We start from the raw sequence: 20,581 nt of genomic DNA, 5'->3' as shown, positions 1-20,581 counted from the left end.
TACCGCGGAATAGTGCGGCCGAGTGTCGGTCTCCCGAGATCCCCGATCCATTCAGGGGACCGCGAAAGAACGCACCGCCGCGTAATAGTCGGCGACGGCGTGGTAATTGCGCCCAGGGCTAATGACGTTGAACACAGCCCATGCGCCGCATCCTGACCTCCGTCGGGATCGCTGCCAATAGGCTCGGTCTTCGGTCCACGTTTGCGGTTCGCGCACGACACCTACCACATCGTGATCGCGAACGTCGAGCGGAAAGGCAAGACGTCGGTGCGTCTTGTTCACTGTTCGCAACGGCGCACCGCACAGATGACCGCGTGATCGGGGCTCGTCACACGAGTAGGGTTGGCCCTACGAGACGCCTGTGTCCGACCGTCACCCCCGGAAGTAGGTATTGCCTGTGCGTGCCGCCCCCGCTGACCCGGACGTCGATCTGATCGCGCACGCGGTCGGCGAATTGACCGCACGCACGCGTTTTCCCGTGGCGTTCGGCGGCATGCTGCAGGCCGACGGTGTGCACATCAGCGCCGTGGCGGGCGCCCGCACGCACCACCTCGACGCGCTCGTGGTCGAGCGCGGCCGTGGGCTCGGCGGTCGCGCAGTGCTCGAGACGCGTCCGCGGCTCGCGCTGGACTACCGGACCGCGAAAGGCATCACACACGACTACGACGGCATGGTGCTCGGCGAGGGCATCGCGACGCTGTTCGCCGTTCCGATCGTCGTCTCGGGCACCCCCCGGGGAGTGCTGTACTGCGGATCGTGGGGGCAGGCCCCCGTCGGCGAGTTCGCCGCCCGCCCCGCATTCGCGATCGCCGAGGACGTCGTCACCGAGCTGCGCATCCGCGACGAGGTCGCCCGCCGCCTCACACGCATCGCCGCACCCGAACGCCAGCAGACGGTGTCCGCGGCGACACGAGAAGAACTGCGCGACGCATACGCGCAATTGCGTCAGATCGCCGCGAGCGTCCAAGACGACGCGTTGCGGCAGCGCCTGACACTCGTCGAACAGCGGCTGGCGGCATTGTCGATCCACGACTCCCCCGTTGAACTCGAGATCACCCTTTCGCCGCGCGAGACCGATGTCCTCGCCTGCGCCGCGGTCGGCTCCACGAATGCGCAGATCGGTGTCGCGCTGGGCTTGAAAGAGGCGACGGTGAAATCGTATCTTGCGGCGGCCATGTCGAAATTGGATGCCTCGACCCGGCATTCCGCTGTCGCCAAAGCACGGCGCGCGGGAATTCTTCCCTGACCGATTCATGAGAGTCCTGTCATCAATTCGGGTGGCGAGTACATCACCATGCGAGAATTCGACCATGGCCAGAAAAATCGTGCATCAGTTGGTTGACGACATTGACGGAACCGTCCTCGAACCGGGTGAAGGGCAGACCGTTCTCTTCTCCCTCGACGGCATTGCTTACGAAATCGATCTGACCGATGCGAATGCCGCGTCATTGCGCGAGGCATTCACCGCATATGTGTCGGCGGGCCGCCGTGTGTCGGGCTCCCGCAGCACTCGCCGCAGCAGCGGCGGCGGCGCGCAGGACGGACGCCGACGCACCGGCCAGCGCGACTACGCGCCCATCCGCACCTGGGCGAAGCAGAACGGCTACGAGATCTCAGACCGCGGTCGCGTACCGGCCACGGTGCTCGACGCATACGACGCCGCCCACTGAACCCGCCTCAGCGTCGTCTCGCCGCGTTCGGCGGGACGACCGGCGTGCGCGTGCCCAGCCTCCATCCAAGACCCGGCGCGACTTCGCCGGCGATCAGCTGGATCGAGCGCAGCACGAGTTCGTGCGGCGGATCCACCGGGTGCGCCTGGAACACGATGTCGGTCGCGGCAGCCAGCACATCGTCGGCCCGCAGCTCATCGATGACCTCGGCCGGTGTTCCCACGTGCACGTCGAGTGAGGCGAGCACATCGGCGGTGCTCCCCGACGCCACGTCGGCGCCGGCTCGGCGCGCCTCGTTCGCCGCGCGCTCGAGCCCGCGTTCGGCAAGGGCCCGCGCGGTCACGCGATCGTCGGTGACGAACACACTCCGCGAGGCGAGCACCCGCGGTGCCGCATCGGCCGGCAACGCGCTCAGATAGGCCTCGATCAGGGGCGCCTGCACGTCGGCGAGGCTCTGTCGCCCGTCGGTGCGCGGCTGCGAGCGAGCGAGCATCAGGCCGTGCCCGGCAGCGCCGATGCGCGCCGCACCCTGCGCCGAGAACGTCGCCTCCCAGATGGTGGTGCGCAGCTCCGGCGCCGCCGGATACAGCGCGCCGTCATCGGCGGTCAATCGCGCACCGCTCAGCGCGTCGTCGAGCCTGCGCACGTTCTCGACATACAACTGCGACCGCTGTGCGGCATCCTTGCCGAACGGTGCGAACGCGCTCAGCGTGCTGCCGCTGCCCAGCCCCAGTTCGAACCGGCCGCCAGACAGCCGCGCCAGCACCGCGGCATCCTCCGCCACCCGCAGCGGGTCTTCCAGCGACAATGCGACGATGGCGGTGCCCAGGGTGATCCGCTCGGTGTACGCCGCCGCGTAGGCCAGCAGCACGAACGGCGAGGGCAGCCCGCCCTCCTCACGATGGAAGTGGTGCTGCGCGACCCAGGCAGTGTCGAAGCCCGCGCGCTCGGCAGCGACGATCTGCTCGACGGCGAACCGGTACCGATCGGCAGCGGGCGCCTCTTCGAGCACCCGGGTGAAGAACCCGAGTCGCTGGCGGTGGGCGAGGTGTGACATCCCTGCTGACGCTAAGCCCGGGTCCTTCCCTGCGGGCGCGTCGTGTCGCCGTATGTCTGCCGGTGACGCAATGTGACGAGCGTCATTTTCGACACATTGCACGCCGCGCGTCGCGCGGTGACCGTAGGCTGGGGCGGATCCCGACTTTTTGGAAAGGCTGCACATGCCCGGCATCCACGACGACATCACGACCGCGTTCGGCGGGACCCCCCTGGTCCGGTTGAACCACGTCACCGAGGGTTCCCAGGCAGAGGTGCTGGCCAAACTCGAGTTCTACAACCCGGGTTCGAGCGTGAAGGACCGCCTGGGCATCGCCCTGGTCAACGCCGCCGAGGCGTCGGGCGACCTCAAGCCGGGCGGGACGATCGTGGAGTCCACGAGCGGCAACACCGGCATCGCGCTGGCGCTGGTGGGCGCAGCACGCGGCTACAAGGTGATCATCACGATGCCCGCGTCACTGTCGAAGGAGCGCCGGGTGCTCCTGAAGGCCCTGGGAGCAGAACTGGTGCTCACCGATCCTTACAAGGGCATGACCGGCGCGATCGCGGTGGCCGAAGAGATCGTGGCCAAGACGCCGGGATCGATCCTGGCCAAGCAGTTCGAAAGCCCGGCCAACGCCGAGATCCACCGCAAGACCACCGCCGAGGAGATCTGGACCGACACCGACGGCAAGGTCGACGTGTTCGTGGCCGGGGTCGGCACGGGCGGCACGATCACCGGCGTCGGCCAGGTGCTCAAGCAGCGCAACCCCGACGTGAAGGTCGTCGCCGTCGAGCCTGCCACCTCGCCGCTGCTGGCGGAGGGGCACCCGGGCCCGGCGAAGATCCAGGGCATCGGACCGAACTTCCTGCCGCCGGTGCTCGACACGACGGTGTACGACGAGGTCATCGGCGTCGAATTGGACGATGCGCTGCACACGGCGCGCGACCTGGCCGCGCGCGAGGGGATCCTCGCCGGCATGTCGGCGGGCGCCGCCGTGTGGGCGGCCCTGCAGATCGCGGCCCGGCCCGAAAGCGCCGGCAAGCGCATCGTGGTGATCGTCCCCGACACGGGCGAGCGGTACCTGAGTACCGCCCTGTTCGAGGACCTTCGCGAACCGCCGCGCGAGAAGAAGTGACATGAGCGTCATCGGCCGGATCCGAGAGGATGTCGCAGCCGCGCGACTGCGCGACCCCGCAGCGCGCAGCGGCCTGGAGATCGCACTGCTGTACCCGGGTCTGCACGCGGTGTGGGCGCATCGAGTCTGGCATGCCCTGTGGGTGCGGCGGGTGCGCCTGGTCGCCCGTGCCGGCTCGCAGCTGACACGATGGCTCACCGGCATCGAGATCCACCCCGGCGCCGTCATCGGCCGGAGGTTCTTCATCGATCACGGCATGGGAGTGGTGGTGGGCGAGACCGCCGAGGTCGGCGACGACGTCATGCTGTATCACGGTGTGACCCTGGGCGGGCGGCAGCGCGAAGGCGGCAAGCGGCATCCCACGATCGGCGACGGCGTCGCGATCGGCGCGGGGGCCAAGGTGCTCGGTCCGATCACGATCGGTGCCGGATCGGTCGTCGGCGCGAACGCCGTGGTCACCAAGGACGCCCCGCCCCACAGCGTGCTGGTGGGGGTTCCGGCCAAGCCGCGACAGCGCCACGCCGGCGAGGACACCCGGGCTCTGCTGGCAGCTCCCGAGTACTACATCTAGGACGCCGCGCGGCCGGTCACCCGCTTCTTCAGGAACAGCGCCGGCAGCAGCCACGTGGCAAGCGCGGTGACCAGCCACACGATGAGCGTGCCGATGATCCACGCGACGGGACCGTCGATGCCGATCCCCGCCGCCGGCAGCAGCACGGCGATCAGCAGTGCGACGAACGTCGAGACGAGCCCGACACCGCCGACGAATGCGGGCGCGTGGCGCGCGCTGATCTTCATGATCCACGGGGCCAGGATGCTCTGCAGGACCGCGAAGATCACGACGGCCAGCACGAATCCCCACCAGTCGTCCCAGTGCAGGGTGAACCCCGGCAGAGCCAGGTCGGCGACGATGAGGCCGATCGCTGCTGAGGCGACGAAGATGCCTGCGCGGATCAGGAACGCGATCATGCGCCGAGCCTAGCGACCCGCGTCGATATCATGTGCTCTCGACGAGCACACATGTCTTTTGCGCAAAACCCGTGTGTCGTGGTCGAAATCATATGATTCCGACCACGGAGGGGGTCAGGACTCGTCGGCCAGGGCCGCCAGGCGAGCCTCTTCGTCGGCGCGGATCGCCGACTCGATGATCGGCTCCAGCGCCCCGTCCATCACCTGATCGAGGTTGTAGGCCTTGTACCCCGTGCGGTGGTCCGCAACGCGATTCTCGGGGAAGTTGTAGGTGCGGATCCGCTCAGAGCGGTCCATGCCGCGGATCTGCGAGTGGCGGGCGTCGGAGGCCGCGGCCGCCAGCTCTTCCTGCTGACGGGCAAGCAGCCGGGCACGCAGCACACGCATGCCGGCCTCGCGGTTCTGCAGCTGGCTCTTCTCGTTCTGCATCGAGACGACGATGCCCGTGGGCAGGTGCGTGATGCGCACGGCCGAATCTGTCGTGTTCACCGACTGTCCGCCGGGACCCGAAGAGCGGTACACGTCGATCTTCAGATCGCCCTGGTTGATCTCGATCTCGTCGGGTTCGTCCACCTCGGGAAACACGAGCACGCCGGTCGTGGAGGTGTGGATGCGCCCTTGCGACTCGGTTGCCGGTACGCGCTGCACGCGGTGCACGCCGCCCTCGTACTTCAGGTGCGCCCAGACGCCCTGCGCCGGATCGCTCGATGAGCCCTTGATCGCGACCTGCACGTCCTTGTAGCCGCCCAGATCCGACTCGTTGCGCTCGAGCAGCTCGGTCTTCCAGCCCTTCGAGTTCGCGTACTGCAGATACATCCGCAGCAGGTCGGCGGCGAACAGCGCCGATTCGGCCCCGCCTTCGCCCTGCTTGATCTCCATGATCACGTCGCGCGCGTCGTCGGGGTCGCGCGGAATGAGCAGGCGCCGCAGCTTCTCCTGGGCTGCGGCGGCCTGCTCTTCCAGCGCGGGGACCTCGTCGGCGAACCCGTCGTCCTCGCGTGCGAGCTCGCGGGCGGCCGCCAGGTCGTCGGATGCCGCGACCCACGCTTCGTGGGCCGCGACGATCTTCGACAGCTCCGCGTAGCGCCGGTTGACCCGCTTGGCCCGCGCCGCATCGGCGTGGACCGCGGGGTCGCCCAACTCCTCCTGGACGGCCTTGTGCTCGGCGATCAGGCCCTTGACGGACTCGAACATCGCCGGTTCGGGCTCATGCGACTCGGCCACGGCCGGTCAGCGGATGCTGTTCTCGTGACCGTGCGAGTGACCGCCTGCCGGCGCGGGGATCGACTTCTGCATCTGCACGAGGAACTCGACGTTTGACTGGGTCTCTTTGAGCTTGCCCAGCACGACCTCCAGCGCCTGCTGGGGGTCCAGGCCCGCCAGCGCGCGCCGCAGCTTCCACGTGATCTTGACCTCGTCGTTGCTCAACAGCATCTCTTCGCGACGCGTCGAGGACGCGTTCACGTCCACCGCCGGGAAGATGCGCTTGTCGGCCAGCTGCCGGCTCAGGCGCAGCTCGCTGTTGCCCGTGCCCTTGAACTCCTCGAAGATGACCTCGTCCATCTTCGACCCGGTTTCCACCAGGGCGGTGGCCAGGATCGTCAGCGAGCCGCCGTTCTCGATGTTGCGCGCAGCGCCGAAGAAGCGCTTGGGCGGGTACAGCGCCGAGGCGTCGACACCGCCGGTGAGCACACGGCCGCTCGTGGGCGCCGAGATGTTGTAGGCGCGACCGAGTCGGGTGATCGAATCCAGAAGCACGACCACGTCGCGGCCGAGCTCCACGAGGCGCTTCGCGCGCTCGATCGCCAGCTCGGCGACGGTGGTGTGGTCTTCGGCGGGCCGGTCGAAGGTCGAGGCGATGACTTCGCCCTTGACCGTGCGCTGCATGTCGGTGACCTCTTCGGGCCGCTCGTCGACGAGGACGACCATGAGGTGCACCTCAGGGTTGTTCGTCGCGATCGCGTTGGCGATCTGCTGCAGCACGATGGTCTTGCCGGCCTTGGGCGGGGCCACGATCAGACCGCGCTGGCCCTTGCCGATCGGCGCGACCAGGTCGATGATGCGCTGGGTGAGCTTCTCGGGCGCCGTCTCCAGACGCAGGCGCTCCTGCGGGTACAGCGGCGTCAGCTTGCCGAACTCCACGCGGGCCGCGGCATCCTCGACCGAAAGGCCGTTGACCGCGTCGACCTTGACCAGCGCGTGATACTTCTGGCGGCTCGACTGCTCGCCCTCACGGGGCTGCTTGATCGCGCCGACGATCGCGTCGCCCTTGCGCAGGTTGTACTTCTTGACCTGGCCGAGCGAGACGTACACGTCGGTGGCACCGGGCAGGTAGCCGGTCGTGCGCACGAACGCGTAGTTCTCCAGCACGTCGAGGATGCCCGCGATCGGCACGAGCACGTCGTCCTCGCCGATCTCGGTCTCGAACTCGTCGCCGGTGCCGCCGCGGCGCTTGTTGCGCTGGCGCCCGCGGTTCGAGTGGCGGTCGTCGTCGTCGGAGTCGACGTTGCCGCCCTGGCCGGAGGTGCCGTTGCGGTCGGAGCTGCCGTTGCGGTCCGAGTTGCCACGGTCCGAGTTGCCGCGGTCGGAGTTGCCGCCGTTGCGCTCGGAGCGGTTGCGGTTGCGGTTGCGGCCGCGGTTGCGACCGCGAGAGGGCTGGTCGCCGCCGTCGGCGTCGCCGCCTTCGGCGGAGGCTGCCTGCTCGGCCGATGCCTCGGCCTGGTTGTCGGCGCTGCTGTCCTTGGCAGCCGAGGTCTTGCGCCCGCCCCTGCCGCGGGGGGCTGAGGTCTCGGCCGCACCGTCCGCGGACTTCTCCGTGGCCTCGGGGGCGGCATCGGCCGCCTTGCCGTCGGCCTCGGGCACGGTCTTGGCCTCGCGCGTGGTGTCGGCGGCCTGCTCGGTCGAAGCCGACTCTGCAGACGCAGAGGACGCGGCAGACGCAGCAGACGCGTCGGCTGCGGCATCCACTGCCGGAGCGTCGGAGACCGCCTTCTTCTTCGCCGGCGCCTTGCGTGCACGTGCCGGGGCCTTCTTCGCCGGGGCGTCATCGACCGGAGCGGCCTCGGCGGCTGCCGGAGCGACCTCGGCGGCTGCCGGAGCGACCTCGGTGGCTGCCGGAGCGGCCTCGGCGGCGGCCGGAGCGGTGCCGGCGTCCGTGGCGGCCGGAGCCGCCGCGGACTCGGTCGGCGCCACGGTGGGCGTCGGCGTGACGGTGTCGCTCTTGGCCCGCCGCGGTGCGCGCTTGCGCACCGGCTTGGCGGGGGCGGCGTCGGGCAGGTCGATCAGTGTGTCGGGCGTGCCGGCCGATGCCGCGGCCGCGTCGGCGCGACCGGCGGAACGGTCCGCAACAGGGCTGTCGGCGACAGGGGTGTCGCCGGTCTGGATCTCGGAGATGGACTCCACGAGTTCTCCTTGTCGAACGTTGAATGTGACAGAACCGCTCCGGACAGGCGTCGAGGACGCGCGCCGGTGCGCCGTCGGCTCACAGAGGCCGGGGACGAGTCCCTGACCGGTTCTTGCAGGCCGGCGGGGCGGTGCGGGTGTTCGCAGAATGCGATGGAGGAAAAGAATCTCGCTGGTTCACGACGCGCGCGTCGAGGTCTGCGAAGCGTCCTCCGTATAGTCCCTCACTGTACCACCCTTGAAGTCGACGGCGAGCATCAGCGGCTCCCAAGGCGTGTCTGTGACGGATGCCACGAGCCGCGCCGCCTCGAGCCGTCGACCGGGTCCGTCGGCCAGAACGAGGACGGACGGCCCCGAGCCGCTGAGCACCGCGGCGAAGCCCGCCGCGCGCAGGGCGCGCACGAGACTGTCGGTATCGGGCATGGCCTGCGCGCGATAGTTCTGGTGCAGCTTGTCGTCGGTGGCGGCCAGCAGCAGTTCGGGGCTCTGCGTGAGGGCTGCGATCAGCAGCGCCGATCGCGACACGTTGAAGACGGCGTCTTCGCGTGGCACCTGCAGCGGGGCCAGGCCCCGCGCCACGCTGGTAGGCATCACGAACTCGGGGACGAACACGAGGGGCGCGACACCGCGGTGCACGAGCAGCTTCTTGTGCTGAGGGCCGTGCTCGTCCATCCAGGCGATCGTCAGCCCCCCGAACAGGGCCGGAGCGACGTTGTCGGGGTGTCCCTCGAGTTCGGTGGCCAGGCGCAGCAGCAGCGACGGACCGAACTCCACGTCTCCGGCCAGCAGACCGCGTGCGGCCAGCAGACCCGCGACCACGGCGGCCCCCGAGGAGCCGAGTCCCCGGCCGTGCGGGATGACGATGGTACTGGTCAGCGCGATCCCCGGCATCCGTCGCCCCACGGCCTCGAACGCGTACGCCATGGCCCGCACCACCAGGTGGGACTCGTCGCGGGGTACGGCATCGGACCCGGGGCCGGTCACGTCGATGCGCAGCTCGCCCTCGGGCAGGGCCTGCACGACGAGTTCGTCGTAGAGACTCAGCGCAAGACCCAGCGTGTCGAACCCCGGCCCCAGGTTCGCGCTCGTGGCCGGCACGCGCACAGCGACGGTGCGCCCGGCCACGACCGGCGAAAGGAGGGCTGGGCTCACGCCGTCGCCTCCGCGGGAGTGTCGGCGGCACTGTGCTCGGCGCTGCTGCCGGCGCCCTTCTGTGCGGCGAGCTCGAGCACCTCGGCGACCTGGTGTGTGTCGGCGTCGACCACCGTGGGCGTGATGGCGGCACCGGCCAGGTCGCGCAGCGCCCACTGCGGATCCTTCAGCCCGTGGCCGGTGACGGTGACCACGATGCGTGCGCCGGCGGGGATGGCACCCGCCTCCGCGCGGTCCAGCAGACCGGCGATGCTGGTGGCCGAACCCGGCTCGACGAAGATGCCCACCTCGGCTGCCAGCAGCTTCTGCGCGGCAAGGATCTTGCCGTCGTCCACAGCGCCGAACCAGCCGTTCGTGGCATCGCGCGCCTCCAGCGCCAGGTGCCACGAAGCGGGGTTGCCGATGCGGATGGCGGTGGCCACCGTCTCGGGGTTCTTCACGATCTCGCCGCGCACGATCGGCGCCGAGCCCTCAGCCTGGAAGCCGAACATGCGGGGGACGCGCGTGGCGGCCCCACGGGCTGCCTCTTCGCGGTAGCCGCGGCTGTAGGCCGTGTAGTTGCCGGCATTGCCGACGGGGATGAAGTGGAAGTCGGGGGCGTCGCCCAGCTGCTCGACGACCTCGTACGCGGCGGTCTTCTGTCCCTCGATGCGGTCGGGGTTGACCGAGTTGACCAGGTGCACGGGGTAGTTGTCGGCCAGCTCCCGGGCGATCTCGAGGCAGTCGTCGAAGTTTCCGCGGATCTGCAGCAGCCGTCCGCCGTGGATCACGGCCTGGGCGAGCTTGCCCATCGCGATCTTGCCTTCGGGAACGAGCACTGCGGCGGTGATGCCGGCGTGCGCGGCATACGCCGCGGCCGAGGCGGACGTGTTGCCGGTCGAGGCGCACACGACCGCCTTGGCGCCGTGCTCGACGGCACGCGAGAGGGCGACGGTCATGCCGCGGTCCTTGAACGACCCGGTCGGGTTCATCCCCTCGAACTTCACCCAGACATCGGCGCCCGTCCGGCGCGACAGCGCCGGGGCCGGAATCAGCGGCGTGCCGCCCTCACCGAGTGTGACCACGGTCGACGATTCGGTCACGCCGAGCCGATCGGCGTATTCGCGGAGCACTCCGCGCCAGACATGAGCCATGTCAGTCCCCTTCTACACGCAGGACGGAGGCGACGCGGATCACCACGTCGTCGCCGGCGAGCCGCTTCACGGTCTCGTCGAGGTCCTGCTCCAAAGCCTTATGCGTTCCGATCACCAACCGGGCCGAGCCCGTGCCCGCCTCGCCGTCCGGCGAGGGTTGGATGGTCTGCTCCACCGTCGCGATCGAGACCCGTCCTTCGGACAGGATGCCAGCCACGCGTGCGAGCACGCCGGGCCGGTCGTCGACTTCGAGGGTGACCTGGTATCGGGTGACCACCTGGCCGATATCGAGCACGGGCAGGTTCGCCCTGGTCGACTCGCCCACTCCGACGCCACCGGCGATGTGACGCCGGGCCGCCGAGACGACGTCCCCGAGCACGGCGGAGGCGGTCTGCACTCCCCCGGCTCCGGCGCCGTAGAACATGAGATTGCCCGCCGCCTCGGCTTCGACGAACACGGCGTTGTTCACGCCGTGCACGTTCGCCAGCGGGTGCGAGCGACGGATCAGCGCCGGGTACACACGCACCGAGATCGCCTCGTCCGAGCCGGCGGTCCGATCGGATGCCGAAGCCCGGCCGGTGACGCGCTCGCAGACGGCGAGCAGCTTGATGACGTAGCCGGCGTGGCGCGCGGCATCCATCGTCGTCTTCGTGATCGACGTGATGCCCTCGCGGTGCACGGCATCCAGCGGCACGCTCGTGTGGAAGGCGAGGCTGGCCAGGATCGCCGCCTTCTGCGCGGCGTCGTACCCCTCGATGTCGGCGGTCGGGTCGGCCTCGGCGTAGCCCAGGCGCTGCGCGTCGACGAGGATGTCGCCCATCTCGGCGCCTTCTTCGTCCATCCGGTCCAGGATGTAGTTCGTCGTGCCGTTGACGATGCCCATGATGCGCTGCACACGGTCGCCGGCCAGCGAGTCGCGCAGCGGGCGGATGATCGGGATCGCGCCTGCCACGGCCGCCTCGTAGTACACCGACGCGCCCACCTGGTCGGCCGCGTCGAAGATCTCGGCGCCGTGCGTGGCCAGCAGCGCCTTGTTGCCGGTCACCACGTCGGCGCCCGAGTTCAGCGCAGTCAGGATGTGCGCCCGGGCGGTGTCGATGCCGCCCATCAGCTCGATGACGATGTCGCTGCCGACGATCAGCGTGTCGGCGTCGGTGGTCAGCAGCTCGCGCGGCAGATCGACGTCGCGCGGGGCGTCGATGTCGCGCACGGCGATGCCGGCCAGTTCCAGCGCGGCACCGGATCGGTCCGCCAGTTCGTCGGCGTGCCTGATCAGGAGGTCGGCGACCTGGGATCCCACGGCTCCGGCCCCCAGCAGGGCGACGCGCAGGCGACGGTAATCGATCATGCGTTCCTTTCTTCGGCGATGCCGACATCCCGCCGCAGCAGGTCGGCGACCGTCTCCCCGCGCACGATCACGCGGGCCCGTCCTTCACGCACGGCGACGACGGCCGGGCGCGGCAGGTAGTTGTAGTTGCTCGAGAGCGAGAAGCAGTAGGCACCGGTCGCGGGCACGGCCAGCAGGTCGCCGGGAGCGACGTCTGCCGGCAGGTACTCCTGATCGACGACGATGTCGCCGGACTCGCAGTGCACACCCACGACCCGCACCAGGGCGGGCGCGGCATCCGAGACCCGTGACGCCAGTCGCGCGGAGTACTGGGCGCCGTACAGGGCCGGACGGGCATTGTCGCTCATGCCGCCGTCGACGCTCACGTACAGACGCTGGGCGTCCGGGCCGATCGTGACCGGCTTCGTGGTGCCCACTTCGTACAGCGTGACCCCGGCGCGCCCCACGATGGATCTGCCCGGCTCGAACGCCAGTTCGGGAAGGGGGATGCCGCGCACCTCGCACTCCTGCGCGACGGCCGCCACGATGCCCGACGCGAGATCTTCGACGGGGCTTGGGTCGTCGGCTGCCGTGTAGGCGATGCCGAAGCCGCCGCCGAGGTTCAGCAGAGGCAGCGGGCCGCCTTCCAACAGCTGCGCGTGCAGGTCGACCAGGCGTGCGGCCGACTCGGCGAAGCCGGCGACGCCGAAGATCTGCGAACCGATGTGGCAGTGCAGTCCGAGCAGCTCGAGCGAGCTGAGCTCACGGATGCGGGCCACTGCGGCGGGCGCGGCATCCATCGCGAAGCCGAACTTCTGGTCTTCGTGGGCCGTCGCGAGAAAGTCATGGGTCTCGGCGTGCACGCCGCTGTTGACGCGCACCAGCACCCGCTGCACGGCCCCGTGGCGGTCGGCGATGGCGGCCAGGCGCTCGATCTCGATCGCGCTGTCGACGATCACGGTGCCCACGCCCACCTCGACGGCGCGCTCGAGCTCGATGGTGCTCTTGTTGTTGCCGTGGAACCCCAGGCGCGCGGGGTCGGCCCGGCCCGCCAGCGCCACCTCGAGCTCGCCCAGTGTGCACACGTCGACGTTCATGCCGCACTCGGTGACCCAGCGCACGACCTCGGTCGACAGGAACGCCTTGCCGGCGTAGTAGACGCGGGCGGTCGTGCCGTAGGCGGCGGTGGCGGCGTCGAAGGCGGCGACGGTGCGCAGTGCGTGCGTGCGCACCTCGTCCTCGTCGAGCACGTACAGCGGAGTGCCGAACCTGTCGCGCAGGTCGGCGGCGCGGACGCCGGCGATCGTCAGCTCTCCGTGCTCGTCGCGGGCGGCCGAGGCGGGCCAGACCTTCTGTTCCAGTGCGTTGGCGTCGTCGGGGACCGGCGGCGGGGCGACGGTGTGGGCGGAGGCGGACAAGAACGGTCCAATCGTGGGTGCTTCGGTGCGGCGTTCCAGAAGGATCTCCGGTCGCGCCGCTCGGGTCGACGCCTGCACCGGGAGTGCCTCCGAGTCTAGTCGGGTCACCCGCAGGTGCCTGGCTTCTGTAACGACGGGTCCGACATGATGCGCGGGTCGACGTCGAACGAGGTGACCACGGCATCCTTGCTCACCTCGATCGAGGTCATCGTCATGCCCTTCGGGAACGCCGATGCCACACACACCGTGCGCGGGGCGAGGATGCCCGGGGCCAGCGATCCGAAGCGCTGGCGGATGATGTCGGCCGACATGCTCGCTCCGCCGACCTCGAACGCGACGGGGGCGAGCACGAGTTCGCCGTCCTTCGCGCTCGGACGCAGCGTCAGGGTGAAAGAGACACCGCTGAGGAATTGCGACGGGTCGAGTGAGATCGCCACGTCGTGGCCTGCGATGTGCAGCGACCCGGGCACGGTGCGGCCGAGGGAGCCGGCGAGCTTCGCGATCGCGTCGGGTTTCAGGCTCACGGTGGCCTGGGCGCCGGCGGCGGCGCCGTCACCGCGGATCGGCACGCCGGTGGCATGCAGTGTGACGTCACCGGTCGTCTTGCCCAGAGGGGCATCGGGCACCGTGACACTGAGCGAGCTGAGGTCGCCGGCGATCAGCTGGGGCAGCATGGGCTCGGCGACGGTCACGTCGACCCGGTGGCCGGCGGGCAGGCTTAGGGCCTGGCGGGTCTTCTGCTGCACTTCGTCGATGACGGTCTGCTTCGCCCACGCATTGCCGGCGAACCAGCCGACACCGGCGAGCACCGCCAGCACCACGACGATGCTGAGCGTGATGACCGGTGCTTTCCAGCGCCGGCGCCTGCGCGGCGGGGCGGGAGCCTGCTGCGGCTGCACCGGCGGCTGCTGCGCGTACTGCGGTGAGGCCGGCTCTCCCACCGGAACCACCGGCAACGGCAGCGTCGTCGCCTCGGGCTCCACCGGGGGTTCGGCCGCAGCGGACGAGGATGCGGCGGCCGCGGCATCCGGCGTCTGTGACGAAATGGGCTCGGTCACGGCCGCCGGCAGCGGCGGCTTCGGCGGAATGCGCAGCGGCTCGGTCGGGTCGGGCAAGGGTGCTGGTCGATCAGCCATGGCGTTCGGGCCCCTCTCCGGTGACTACATGCGCTCGGGCGCGCTCACTCCCAACAGGTCGAGCCCGTTGCGCAGCACCTGTCCGGTGGCATCGTTCAGCCACAGACGGGTGCGGTGCACCGACTCGATGGGAGCCTCGCCCAGCGGGATGACGCGGCAGTTGTCGTACCACCGGTGATACAGCCCGGCGAGCTCTTCGAGGTAGCGCGCGACGCGGTGCGGTTCGCGCACCTCGGCGGCGAAGGCGACCACACGCGGGAACTCCTGCAGCGCACCCAGCAGCGCCGACTCGGTCTCGTGCGTGAGCGTCTCGGGGGCGAACTCGCTGCGGTCCACGCCGGCCTGAGCCGCGTTGCGCGCGACGTTGTGCGTGCGCGCGTGCGCATACTGCACGTAGAACACCGGGTTGTCGTTGGTGCGCTTGCGCAGCAGCTCGGGGTCCAGCGTCAGGGGCGAGTCGGCCGGGTAGCGACCCAGCGAATAGCGCAGGGCGTCGGTGCCCAGCCACGAGCGCAGGTCGTCCATCTCGATGATGTTGCCCGCGCGCTTGCTCAGCCGCGCACCGTTGACCGAGACGAGCTGGCCGATGAGCACCTCGACGTCCTTCTGGGGGTCGTCGCCGGCCGCGCCGGCGATGGCCTTGAGGCGGTGCACGTAGCCGTGGTGGTCGGCACCGAGCAGGTAGATCTTGTGCGCGAAGCCGCGGTCGCCCTTGTTCAGGTAGTACGCGGCATCCGACGCGAAATAGGTGTACTCGCCGTTCGAACGACGGATCACCCGGTCTTTGTCATCACCGAACGCGGTGGTGCGCACCCACACCGCGTCGTCGGCCTCGAACACGTGTCCCTGCTCGCGCAGGCGGTCCACGGCCTCATCCACCAGGCTGGGGTGGCCGTCGATGCTGTCTTTGAGCGTGCGCTCGCTGAACCACACGTCGAAGTGCACGTTGAAGGCCTCCAGCGAAGCCTGCAGCTCGGCGAGCTGGAAGGAGTATGCGCGCTCCCCGGCGACGACCAGCTGCTCGTCGTCGGGCAGGTCGAGCAGCCCGGGCTCGGCAGCGAGCACCCGGGCGGCGAGCTCGCCGATGTAGCTGCCGGCGTAGCCGTCCTCCGGGGTCGGCTCGCCCTTGGCGGCGGCCAGGACCGAGCGCGCGAAGCGCTCCATCTGGGCGCCGGCGTCGTTGATGTAGAACTCGCGCACGAGCGTGGCACCGCTGGCCAGCAGCAGGCGCGCCATCGAGTCGCCCAGCGCGGCCCACCGGGTGTGCCCGATGTGCAGCGGGCCGGTGGGGTTCGCGCTGACGAACTCGAGATTGATCGTGTTGCCGCGCTGCGACTCGTTCGTTCCGTATGCGGCACCGGCCTCGACGATGGTCTTGGCCAGAGAACCGGCGGCCGCGGCATCCAACCGGATGTTGATGAAGCCGGGACCGGCGACCTCGACCGTCGCGATGCCCGAGACGACGGCGAGCGCTGCTGCGATCTCGGTGGCGAACTCGCGCGGATTGACGCCGACCTTCTTCGCCAGCTTCAGCGCGGCATTGGAGGCCCAATCGCCGTGGTCGCGGTTCTTCGGCCGCTCCAGCGGAAGGTCTTCGGCCGTGAGCCCTGCCGTCGACTCGGGTCGTCGGGCCTCGGCCAGCGGGCGGACGACATCGAGCAAAGTGGCGGAGAGAGCTGCGGGATCCATAGAGGACTGATTCTAAGTGCTCCGGCCGACGATCCCCTGAGGGCGTGGCCGCAACCGTTCGACACGATGCCGTTCGACACAAGGGGAATGGTCATCCGGTGCCGCCGGTTGCACCGCGCGGAAAGGAGACACCATATGACCCGTCTCATGATTCTCGCCGCCAGCGTCCGCGAGGGCCGCATCGGACTGCCCATCGCCGAATGGGTGCACGGTGAAGCCCAAGCCGACGGGCGATTCGAGGTCGACTTCGCCGATCTCAAGCAGATCGCCCTGCCCCTGATGGACGAGCCCAACCACCCGAAGCTGCGCCAGTACACACAGGAGCACACCAAGGCGTGGAGCGCCCGCGTCGAGGCCGCCGAGGGGTTCGTGTTCGTGCAGCCGGAGTACAACTACAGCTTCGCGCCGAGCCTGAAGAACGCCCTGGACTATCTGCACCAGGAGTGGCGGCGCAAGCCCGTGGGAACGGTCAGCTACGGCGGGATCTCAGGCGGCACGCGGGGCGCGACGGCCATCCGGCCGGTGGAGATGGCGCTCGGGCTGGTCCCGACCACCGTGAACATCGAGCTCGCGTGGGCGGCTCAGCGCATCGGCGACGAAGGCGACTTCGAGCCGACCGAGAACAACGAGCGTCTGCTGCGCGCGATGCTCGACGAGATCGCGCAGCTGCACGTGGCCCTGTCGCCGCTGCGCGCATAGAGCATCTCTACTCGATCGGGCTGGGTCGCCGGCCTCGCGCCATGTACAGGCCGGTGAGCCCTGCACCCACTGCCAGCAGCAGACCGCCGATGATCACGGTCAACGGGATTCCCACCAGGGTGCCCAGCACGCCGACCGTCACTCCGCTGAAGGTCTGCATGCCGGGGCCGAACATGCTGTAGGCGCCGAGCACGCGTCCGCGCTCGGCGGGCGGCGCCTCCAGCTGCACGATCGCCTGACCGGTCGCCGTCGCCGTGATCTGAGCGACGCCCGTGAGCACCAGCGCGATCAGGGCGACGGCGAGCGACCCGGTGAACGCGAACACGAACGCGAACGCGCCGAACAGGATCGAACTGATCACCGCGGTGGTCGCCGTCGGGCGGAACCAGCCGCTGGCCTCGAGGAAGAAGCCGCCGGCCACACCCCCGATGCCCAGCGCGAACAGCAGCGCCGTGTAGACGAGTTCGCCGTCGGCGCCGGCGGGAGTGAGCACGGCGATGAACACCGGCATCGAGGTCTGCAGCACCGCACCGATGCTCACCGAGGCCAGCGCGGCGAGGATCAGCATGCCCATGATCCGCGGATGGTGCCGAACCACCCCCAGGACCTTGAACGACTGCAGCATCGACACGCGTCCCGTCGAGAACAGGCCCTCTCGCGCATGCCCGGTGAACTTCGTGCGCGCCAGGAACAGCACGACGGGCAGATAGAACAGGATGTTCGCGAAGATGCCCCATGTCGTGCCCAGGGTCAGCAGCAGCGCCGACCCGACGACGGGTCCGAACAGGATGCCGAGGCTGCGGAAGGTCGCATTCACCCGGACGGCCGAGGGCAGCTCTTCGCGCCCGGCGAAGTCGTAGAGCATCATCTGCTCGGCCGGCCCCCACAGGGTGCCGGCCAGGCCATGCAGCACGAGCAGCACGCACGCCTGCCACAGCTGCAGAGTTCCGGTCAGGAACAGGATTCCCCAGCACAGCGACACGAACATGAACAGGTACTGCGCGATCTGGATGATCCGCCGGCAGTCGAAGCGCTGTGCCAATGAACCGGCATACACCGAGAACAGCAGGAACGGCAGCCAGTGGCTGACGAGCTGGAACCCCACGAGCACGGGCGAGTGGAACGTGTTCCACAGCACCAGATAGGTGATGACGTGCTCGATGTTGTCGCCCATCATCGCCAGCCCGGCACCGACGAGGTACGGGGCCGTCTTCCAGCTGCGCAGCACGCCGAATCGGCGCACGGGGCTGGCAGAGGTCACGTCTTCATCTTGGCAGGCGGGACGGGCGTTCGCGCACGTCGCCCGTCGGGCCGCGGCATCCTGCTCGCCTCAGCGGGACCCGTGCCCGAACGCACCCGCGAACGCCGCGTGCAAGAAGGGCACGGCCGACACCGCCATCAGCACGATGCCCAGCGGCAGGTTCAGCGGCAGCAGCAGCACTCCCCCGATCATCAGCCCCGCGAACAGCACGGCCGACACGGCGCGGCGCACGAGCCGTTCCAGCCGACCCAGCCGCCGGTCGATTTCGGGCGTGGTCACCGTCACGCGGCCCTGCTCGATGCGCGTGACCAGCGAATCGAACCGCTGCGGCATGCGCACCGTGGCGCCGGCCACCGCCAGCGCCTGGGTCGACAGCTCGCGCAGAGCGTTGCCGCTCTCGGCGCGCAGCAGGCGCCCGGCGAACGGCTCGACGGCATCCCAGATGTTGAAGTCGGGGTCCAGCGAGCTGCACACGCCGCTGGTCAGCGACATCGACCGGATCACGAGCAGGAAACTGTCGGGCAGCTGGAACGGCAGCGATCGCACGACCGATCCGAACTCCTCGGCGAAGTCGCGGAACTCGCGCGGATCGACGGTGCGCAGCTGCGCGAAGCCCATGCCGCCGAACCGGGCGAACAGCTGCGTCATCGCCCGCTCGAGCTGGGTCGTGTCGGCCGAGGGCAGCAGCACCCCGACATCTTGGATGCTGTCGACCAGCGCCTGGCCGTCCCGTGCGGCGACCGCGATCAGAAGGCGACGCAGACCCTTGCGCAGTTCGTCGTCGACCTCGCCCATCATCCCGAAATCGACGAACGTGAGCTGCCAGGCGTGCTCCGCGCGCTCCTCGCCCGACGGCGTGACGAACACGTTGCCCGGGTGCGGGTCGGCGTGGAAATAGCCGTGGTCGAACAGCTGCTCGAACATGACCTCGGCGAACCGCCCCGCGACCTCGGCGGGATCGATCCCGGCCGAGCGCAGCCCCGCGACGTCGGTGATCTTGATCGCGGTGACGTCAGAGAGCGTCAGCACGCGCCGGGTCGTGCGCTCCCAGGCGATCGCGGGCACCGTCACGCTCGCGTCGTCGGCGAAGTCCTCGGCGAATCGCTCGGCGTTGGCCGCCTCGTGCAGGTAGTCGATCTCCTGCAGGCTGGTGTGCGCGAACTCTTCGACCAGAGCCGGCAGATCGACGTGGTCCGAGACGACGCGCACGCGGCTGAGCCAGCCTGCCACGCGGCGCAGCGCCGACAGGTCGATGTCGACGATCTCGTCGATGCCGGGGCGCTGCACTTTGACGATGACGTCGGCGAATCCGGCATCGGCGGCGCCTTCGGGCGTGAGTCGTGCCCGATGCGCCTGACCGAGGGATGCCGCGGCCACCGGCGTCGGGTCGAACCGGGCGAAGGCGCGCTCGAGCGGCATGCCCAACTCGCCTTCGGCGCGCACACGGATCTGGTCGAAGTCGACCGGCGGCACCTCGTCTTGGAGGCCCGCGAGCTCGGTCGTGATCTCGGGCGGCAGCACGTCCAGGCGTGAGGAGAGGAACTGCCCCACCTTGATCATCAGGCCGCCCAGCTCCACCGCCAGCCCATGGAACCGCTGCGCGAGCTCCGTCAGCCGCGCAGTGCGGCCGCGGGCGGCCAGACGCGCGAATCCGATGCGCGGCAACACCAGCTCGAACCACCACATCTGCGCGATGTAGCGCATCGCGAAGCGCATGATGCGGCGATAGCGCGGCCCGTCCACCGGAGCCCCGGGGCGCGCTGAAGCCTGCTCACCTCCCGGGCGGGAGGGCGCGCTCGGGCCCCCGGCACCCCCCATCACCCGCTCAGTCCTCCGCAAGGATGCCGTGCAGCCGGCGCCGCGCGTCGACGAGCACCGAGATCGCCTCCTGCACCTGCTCGGGCGTGCCCGTGCGCGCGACCTGGGCTGCCGCATGCGCGAGCTCGACGCCGGCCTTGGGCAGGGCGCCCATCGGTCCGCGTGCGCCGACGCCCGCCCACGGCGTCGCGCGGTCGGCCGTCTCTTCGGCCTCGGCGCGGCCCGCATCCGTCAACGAGTAGGTCTTGCGGCCGCCGGATTCTTCGGCGGTGATCATCCCCTCGTCGGCCAGCAGCTGCAGCGTCGGATACACCGAGCCGGCGCTCGGCTTCCATGTGCCGCCGCTGCGCGTGGAGATCTCGCTGATGATCTGGTAGCCGTGCATGGGCTCCTCGGCCAGAAGCGAGAGCACCGTGGCGCGCACATCGCCGCGCGAGACCCGCGGCATCACCTTCTTCTCGAATGTCGAGCGCATCTGCTCGAGCATGTCCCACAGTCCCTGCGCGCCTGCGGCCAAGCCCGGACCCGGGCCGTGCCCGCCGAATCCGCCGCTGGAGTGTGCACTGGTCATGACGTCCTCCTTGATGAAGCCCTGTACGGGCCTTGCCGATATATAACGATATATCGTTCAGGATGCCGCAGCCAGGCCCTCTGGGGATATTCTCGGCGACGCACGGCCCCCGCGCCAGGCACGACCGGCGACACGGCGTGACATCCTCGCCCCGTGCGAGGG

At 69.7% G+C, this 20,581-nt stretch carries 18 protein-coding genes; 5 read left to right on the top strand and 13 right to left on the bottom strand.

Annotated features, from left to right (window positions below):
* Positions 1-397: 397 nt before the first annotated feature.
* Both QU603_RS04920 and QU603_RS04915 read left to right on the top strand, forming a co-directional pair.
* A complete protein-coding gene (locus tag QU603_RS04920; protein WP_308493379.1) occupies positions 398-1,246 on the top strand; it encodes a LuxR C-terminal-related transcriptional regulator in 849 nt (282 codons plus the stop codon).
* A 64-nt stretch (positions 1,247-1,310) separates the two neighbouring features.
* Positions 1,311-1,670, top strand: coding sequence for a histone-like nucleoid-structuring protein Lsr2 (locus QU603_RS04915; protein ID WP_308493378.1), 360 nt, complete (start codon positions 1,311-1,313; stop codon positions 1,668-1,670).
* A gap of 7 nt (positions 1,671-1,677) precedes the next feature.
* On the opposite strand, the gene QU603_RS04910 is transcribed toward QU603_RS04915, so the two are convergent.
* The gene (locus tag QU603_RS04910) at positions 1,678-2,727 is read right to left on the bottom strand and encodes a putative FMN-dependent luciferase-like monooxygenase (RefSeq protein WP_308493377.1); all 1,050 of its coding nucleotides are present in this window, start codon (positions 2,725-2,727) and stop codon (positions 1,678-1,680) included.
* Positions 2,728-2,890: 163 nt separating this feature from the next.
* On the opposite strand from QU603_RS04910, the gene cysK reads away from it, so the two are divergent.
* Entirely contained in the window at positions 2,891-3,844 is a 954-nt protein-coding gene (gene cysK / locus QU603_RS04905) for a cysteine synthase A (protein ID WP_308493376.1), read from the top strand.
* Between the two features lies 1 nt (position 3,845).
* Positions 3,846-4,415 (top strand): serine O-acetyltransferase EpsC, encoded by a 570-nt coding sequence (gene epsC, locus QU603_RS04900; RefSeq protein ID WP_308493375.1) that lies wholly within the window; start codon positions 3,846-3,848, stop codon positions 4,413-4,415.
* Here epsC and QU603_RS04895 read toward each other — a convergent pair.
* The 9 genes from QU603_RS04895 to argS all read right to left on the bottom strand — a co-directional run bounded on the left by QU603_RS04895 (position 4,412) and on the right by argS (position 16,070).
* Positions 4,412-4,813: a phage holin family protein gene (locus tag QU603_RS04895; RefSeq protein WP_308493374.1), complete on the bottom strand. Its 402-nt coding sequence runs from the start codon at positions 4,811-4,813 to the stop codon at positions 4,412-4,414. The two genes, epsC and QU603_RS04895, sit on opposite strands and share 4 nt — an antisense overlap.
* 114 nt (positions 4,814-4,927) lie before the next feature.
* On the bottom strand, positions 4,928-6,007 hold the full coding sequence (gene prfA / locus QU603_RS04890) for a peptide chain release factor 1 (RefSeq protein ID WP_308493946.1): 1,080 nt from the start codon (positions 6,005-6,007) through the stop codon (positions 4,928-4,930).
* A 36-nt stretch (positions 6,008-6,043) separates the two neighbouring features.
* Positions 6,044-8,215, bottom strand: a complete 2,172-nt coding sequence (gene rho / locus QU603_RS04885) for a transcription termination factor Rho (RefSeq protein ID WP_370655329.1) — start codon at positions 8,213-8,215, stop codon at positions 6,044-6,046.
* A 177-nt stretch (positions 8,216-8,392) separates the two neighbouring features.
* Positions 8,393-9,367 (bottom strand): homoserine kinase, encoded by a 975-nt coding sequence (thrB, locus tag QU603_RS04880; RefSeq protein ID WP_308493373.1) that lies wholly within the window; start codon positions 9,365-9,367, stop codon positions 8,393-8,395.
* Positions 9,364-10,500, bottom strand: coding sequence for a threonine synthase (thrC, locus tag QU603_RS04875; RefSeq protein WP_308493372.1), 1,137 nt, complete (start codon positions 10,498-10,500; stop codon positions 9,364-9,366). The genes thrB and thrC overlap by 4 nt, the downstream gene beginning before the upstream one ends.
* A gap of 1 nt (position 10,501) precedes the next feature.
* Positions 10,502-11,848 carry a homoserine dehydrogenase gene (locus tag QU603_RS04870; RefSeq protein WP_308493371.1) on the bottom strand — a complete coding sequence of 449 codons (1,347 nt, stop codon included), beginning with the start codon at positions 11,846-11,848 and terminating at the stop codon, positions 10,502-10,504.
* Entirely contained in the window at positions 11,845-13,245 is a 1,401-nt protein-coding gene (gene lysA, locus QU603_RS04865; RefSeq protein ID WP_308493944.1) for a diaminopimelate decarboxylase, read from the bottom strand. The genes QU603_RS04870 and lysA overlap by 4 nt, the downstream gene beginning before the upstream one ends.
* Positions 13,246-13,349: 104 nt before the next feature.
* A complete protein-coding gene (locus QU603_RS04860) occupies positions 13,350-14,381 on the bottom strand; it encodes an LmeA family phospholipid-binding protein (protein WP_308493369.1) in 1,032 nt (343 codons plus the stop codon).
* 24 nt (positions 14,382-14,405) lie between these two features.
* Positions 14,406-16,070 carry an arginine--tRNA ligase gene (argS, locus tag QU603_RS04855; protein WP_308493367.1) on the bottom strand — a complete coding sequence of 555 codons (1,665 nt, stop codon included), beginning with the start codon at positions 16,068-16,070 and terminating at the stop codon, positions 14,406-14,408.
* 135 nt (positions 16,071-16,205) lie between these two features.
* Between argS and QU603_RS04850 the strand changes: the two genes are divergently transcribed.
* Positions 16,206-16,769: an NADPH-dependent FMN reductase gene (locus QU603_RS04850; RefSeq protein ID WP_308493366.1), complete on the top strand. Its 564-nt coding sequence runs from the start codon at positions 16,206-16,208 to the stop codon at positions 16,767-16,769.
* Between the two features lie 7 nt (positions 16,770-16,776).
* Here the strand turns inward: QU603_RS04850 and QU603_RS04845 are convergent, their stop codons facing one another.
* The 3 genes from QU603_RS04845 to QU603_RS04835 form a co-directional block, all read right to left on the bottom strand.
* Positions 16,777-18,030 (bottom strand): MFS transporter, encoded by a 1,254-nt coding sequence (locus tag QU603_RS04845; RefSeq protein WP_308493365.1) that lies wholly within the window; start codon positions 18,028-18,030, stop codon positions 16,777-16,779.
* A gap of 69 nt (positions 18,031-18,099) precedes the next feature.
* Entirely contained in the window at positions 18,100-19,746 is a 1,647-nt protein-coding gene (locus tag QU603_RS04840) for an ABC1 kinase family protein (protein WP_308493364.1), read from the bottom strand.
* A 109-nt stretch (positions 19,747-19,855) separates the two neighbouring features.
* Complete coding sequence (locus tag QU603_RS04835) at positions 19,856-20,419, bottom strand: PadR family transcriptional regulator (protein ID WP_308493363.1); 564 nt, start codon at positions 20,417-20,419, stop codon at positions 19,856-19,858.
* Between the last annotated feature and the right edge of the window lie 162 nt (positions 20,420-20,581).

The organism is Microbacterium terrisoli (assembly GCF_030866805.1).
In the GTDB taxonomy this organism is placed as follows: domain Bacteria; phylum Actinomycetota; class Actinomycetes; order Actinomycetales; family Microbacteriaceae; genus Microbacterium; species Microbacterium terrisoli.
Note: the sequence above shows the minus strand (reverse complement) of the source record. Positions and strands in the feature narration are given on the sequence as shown.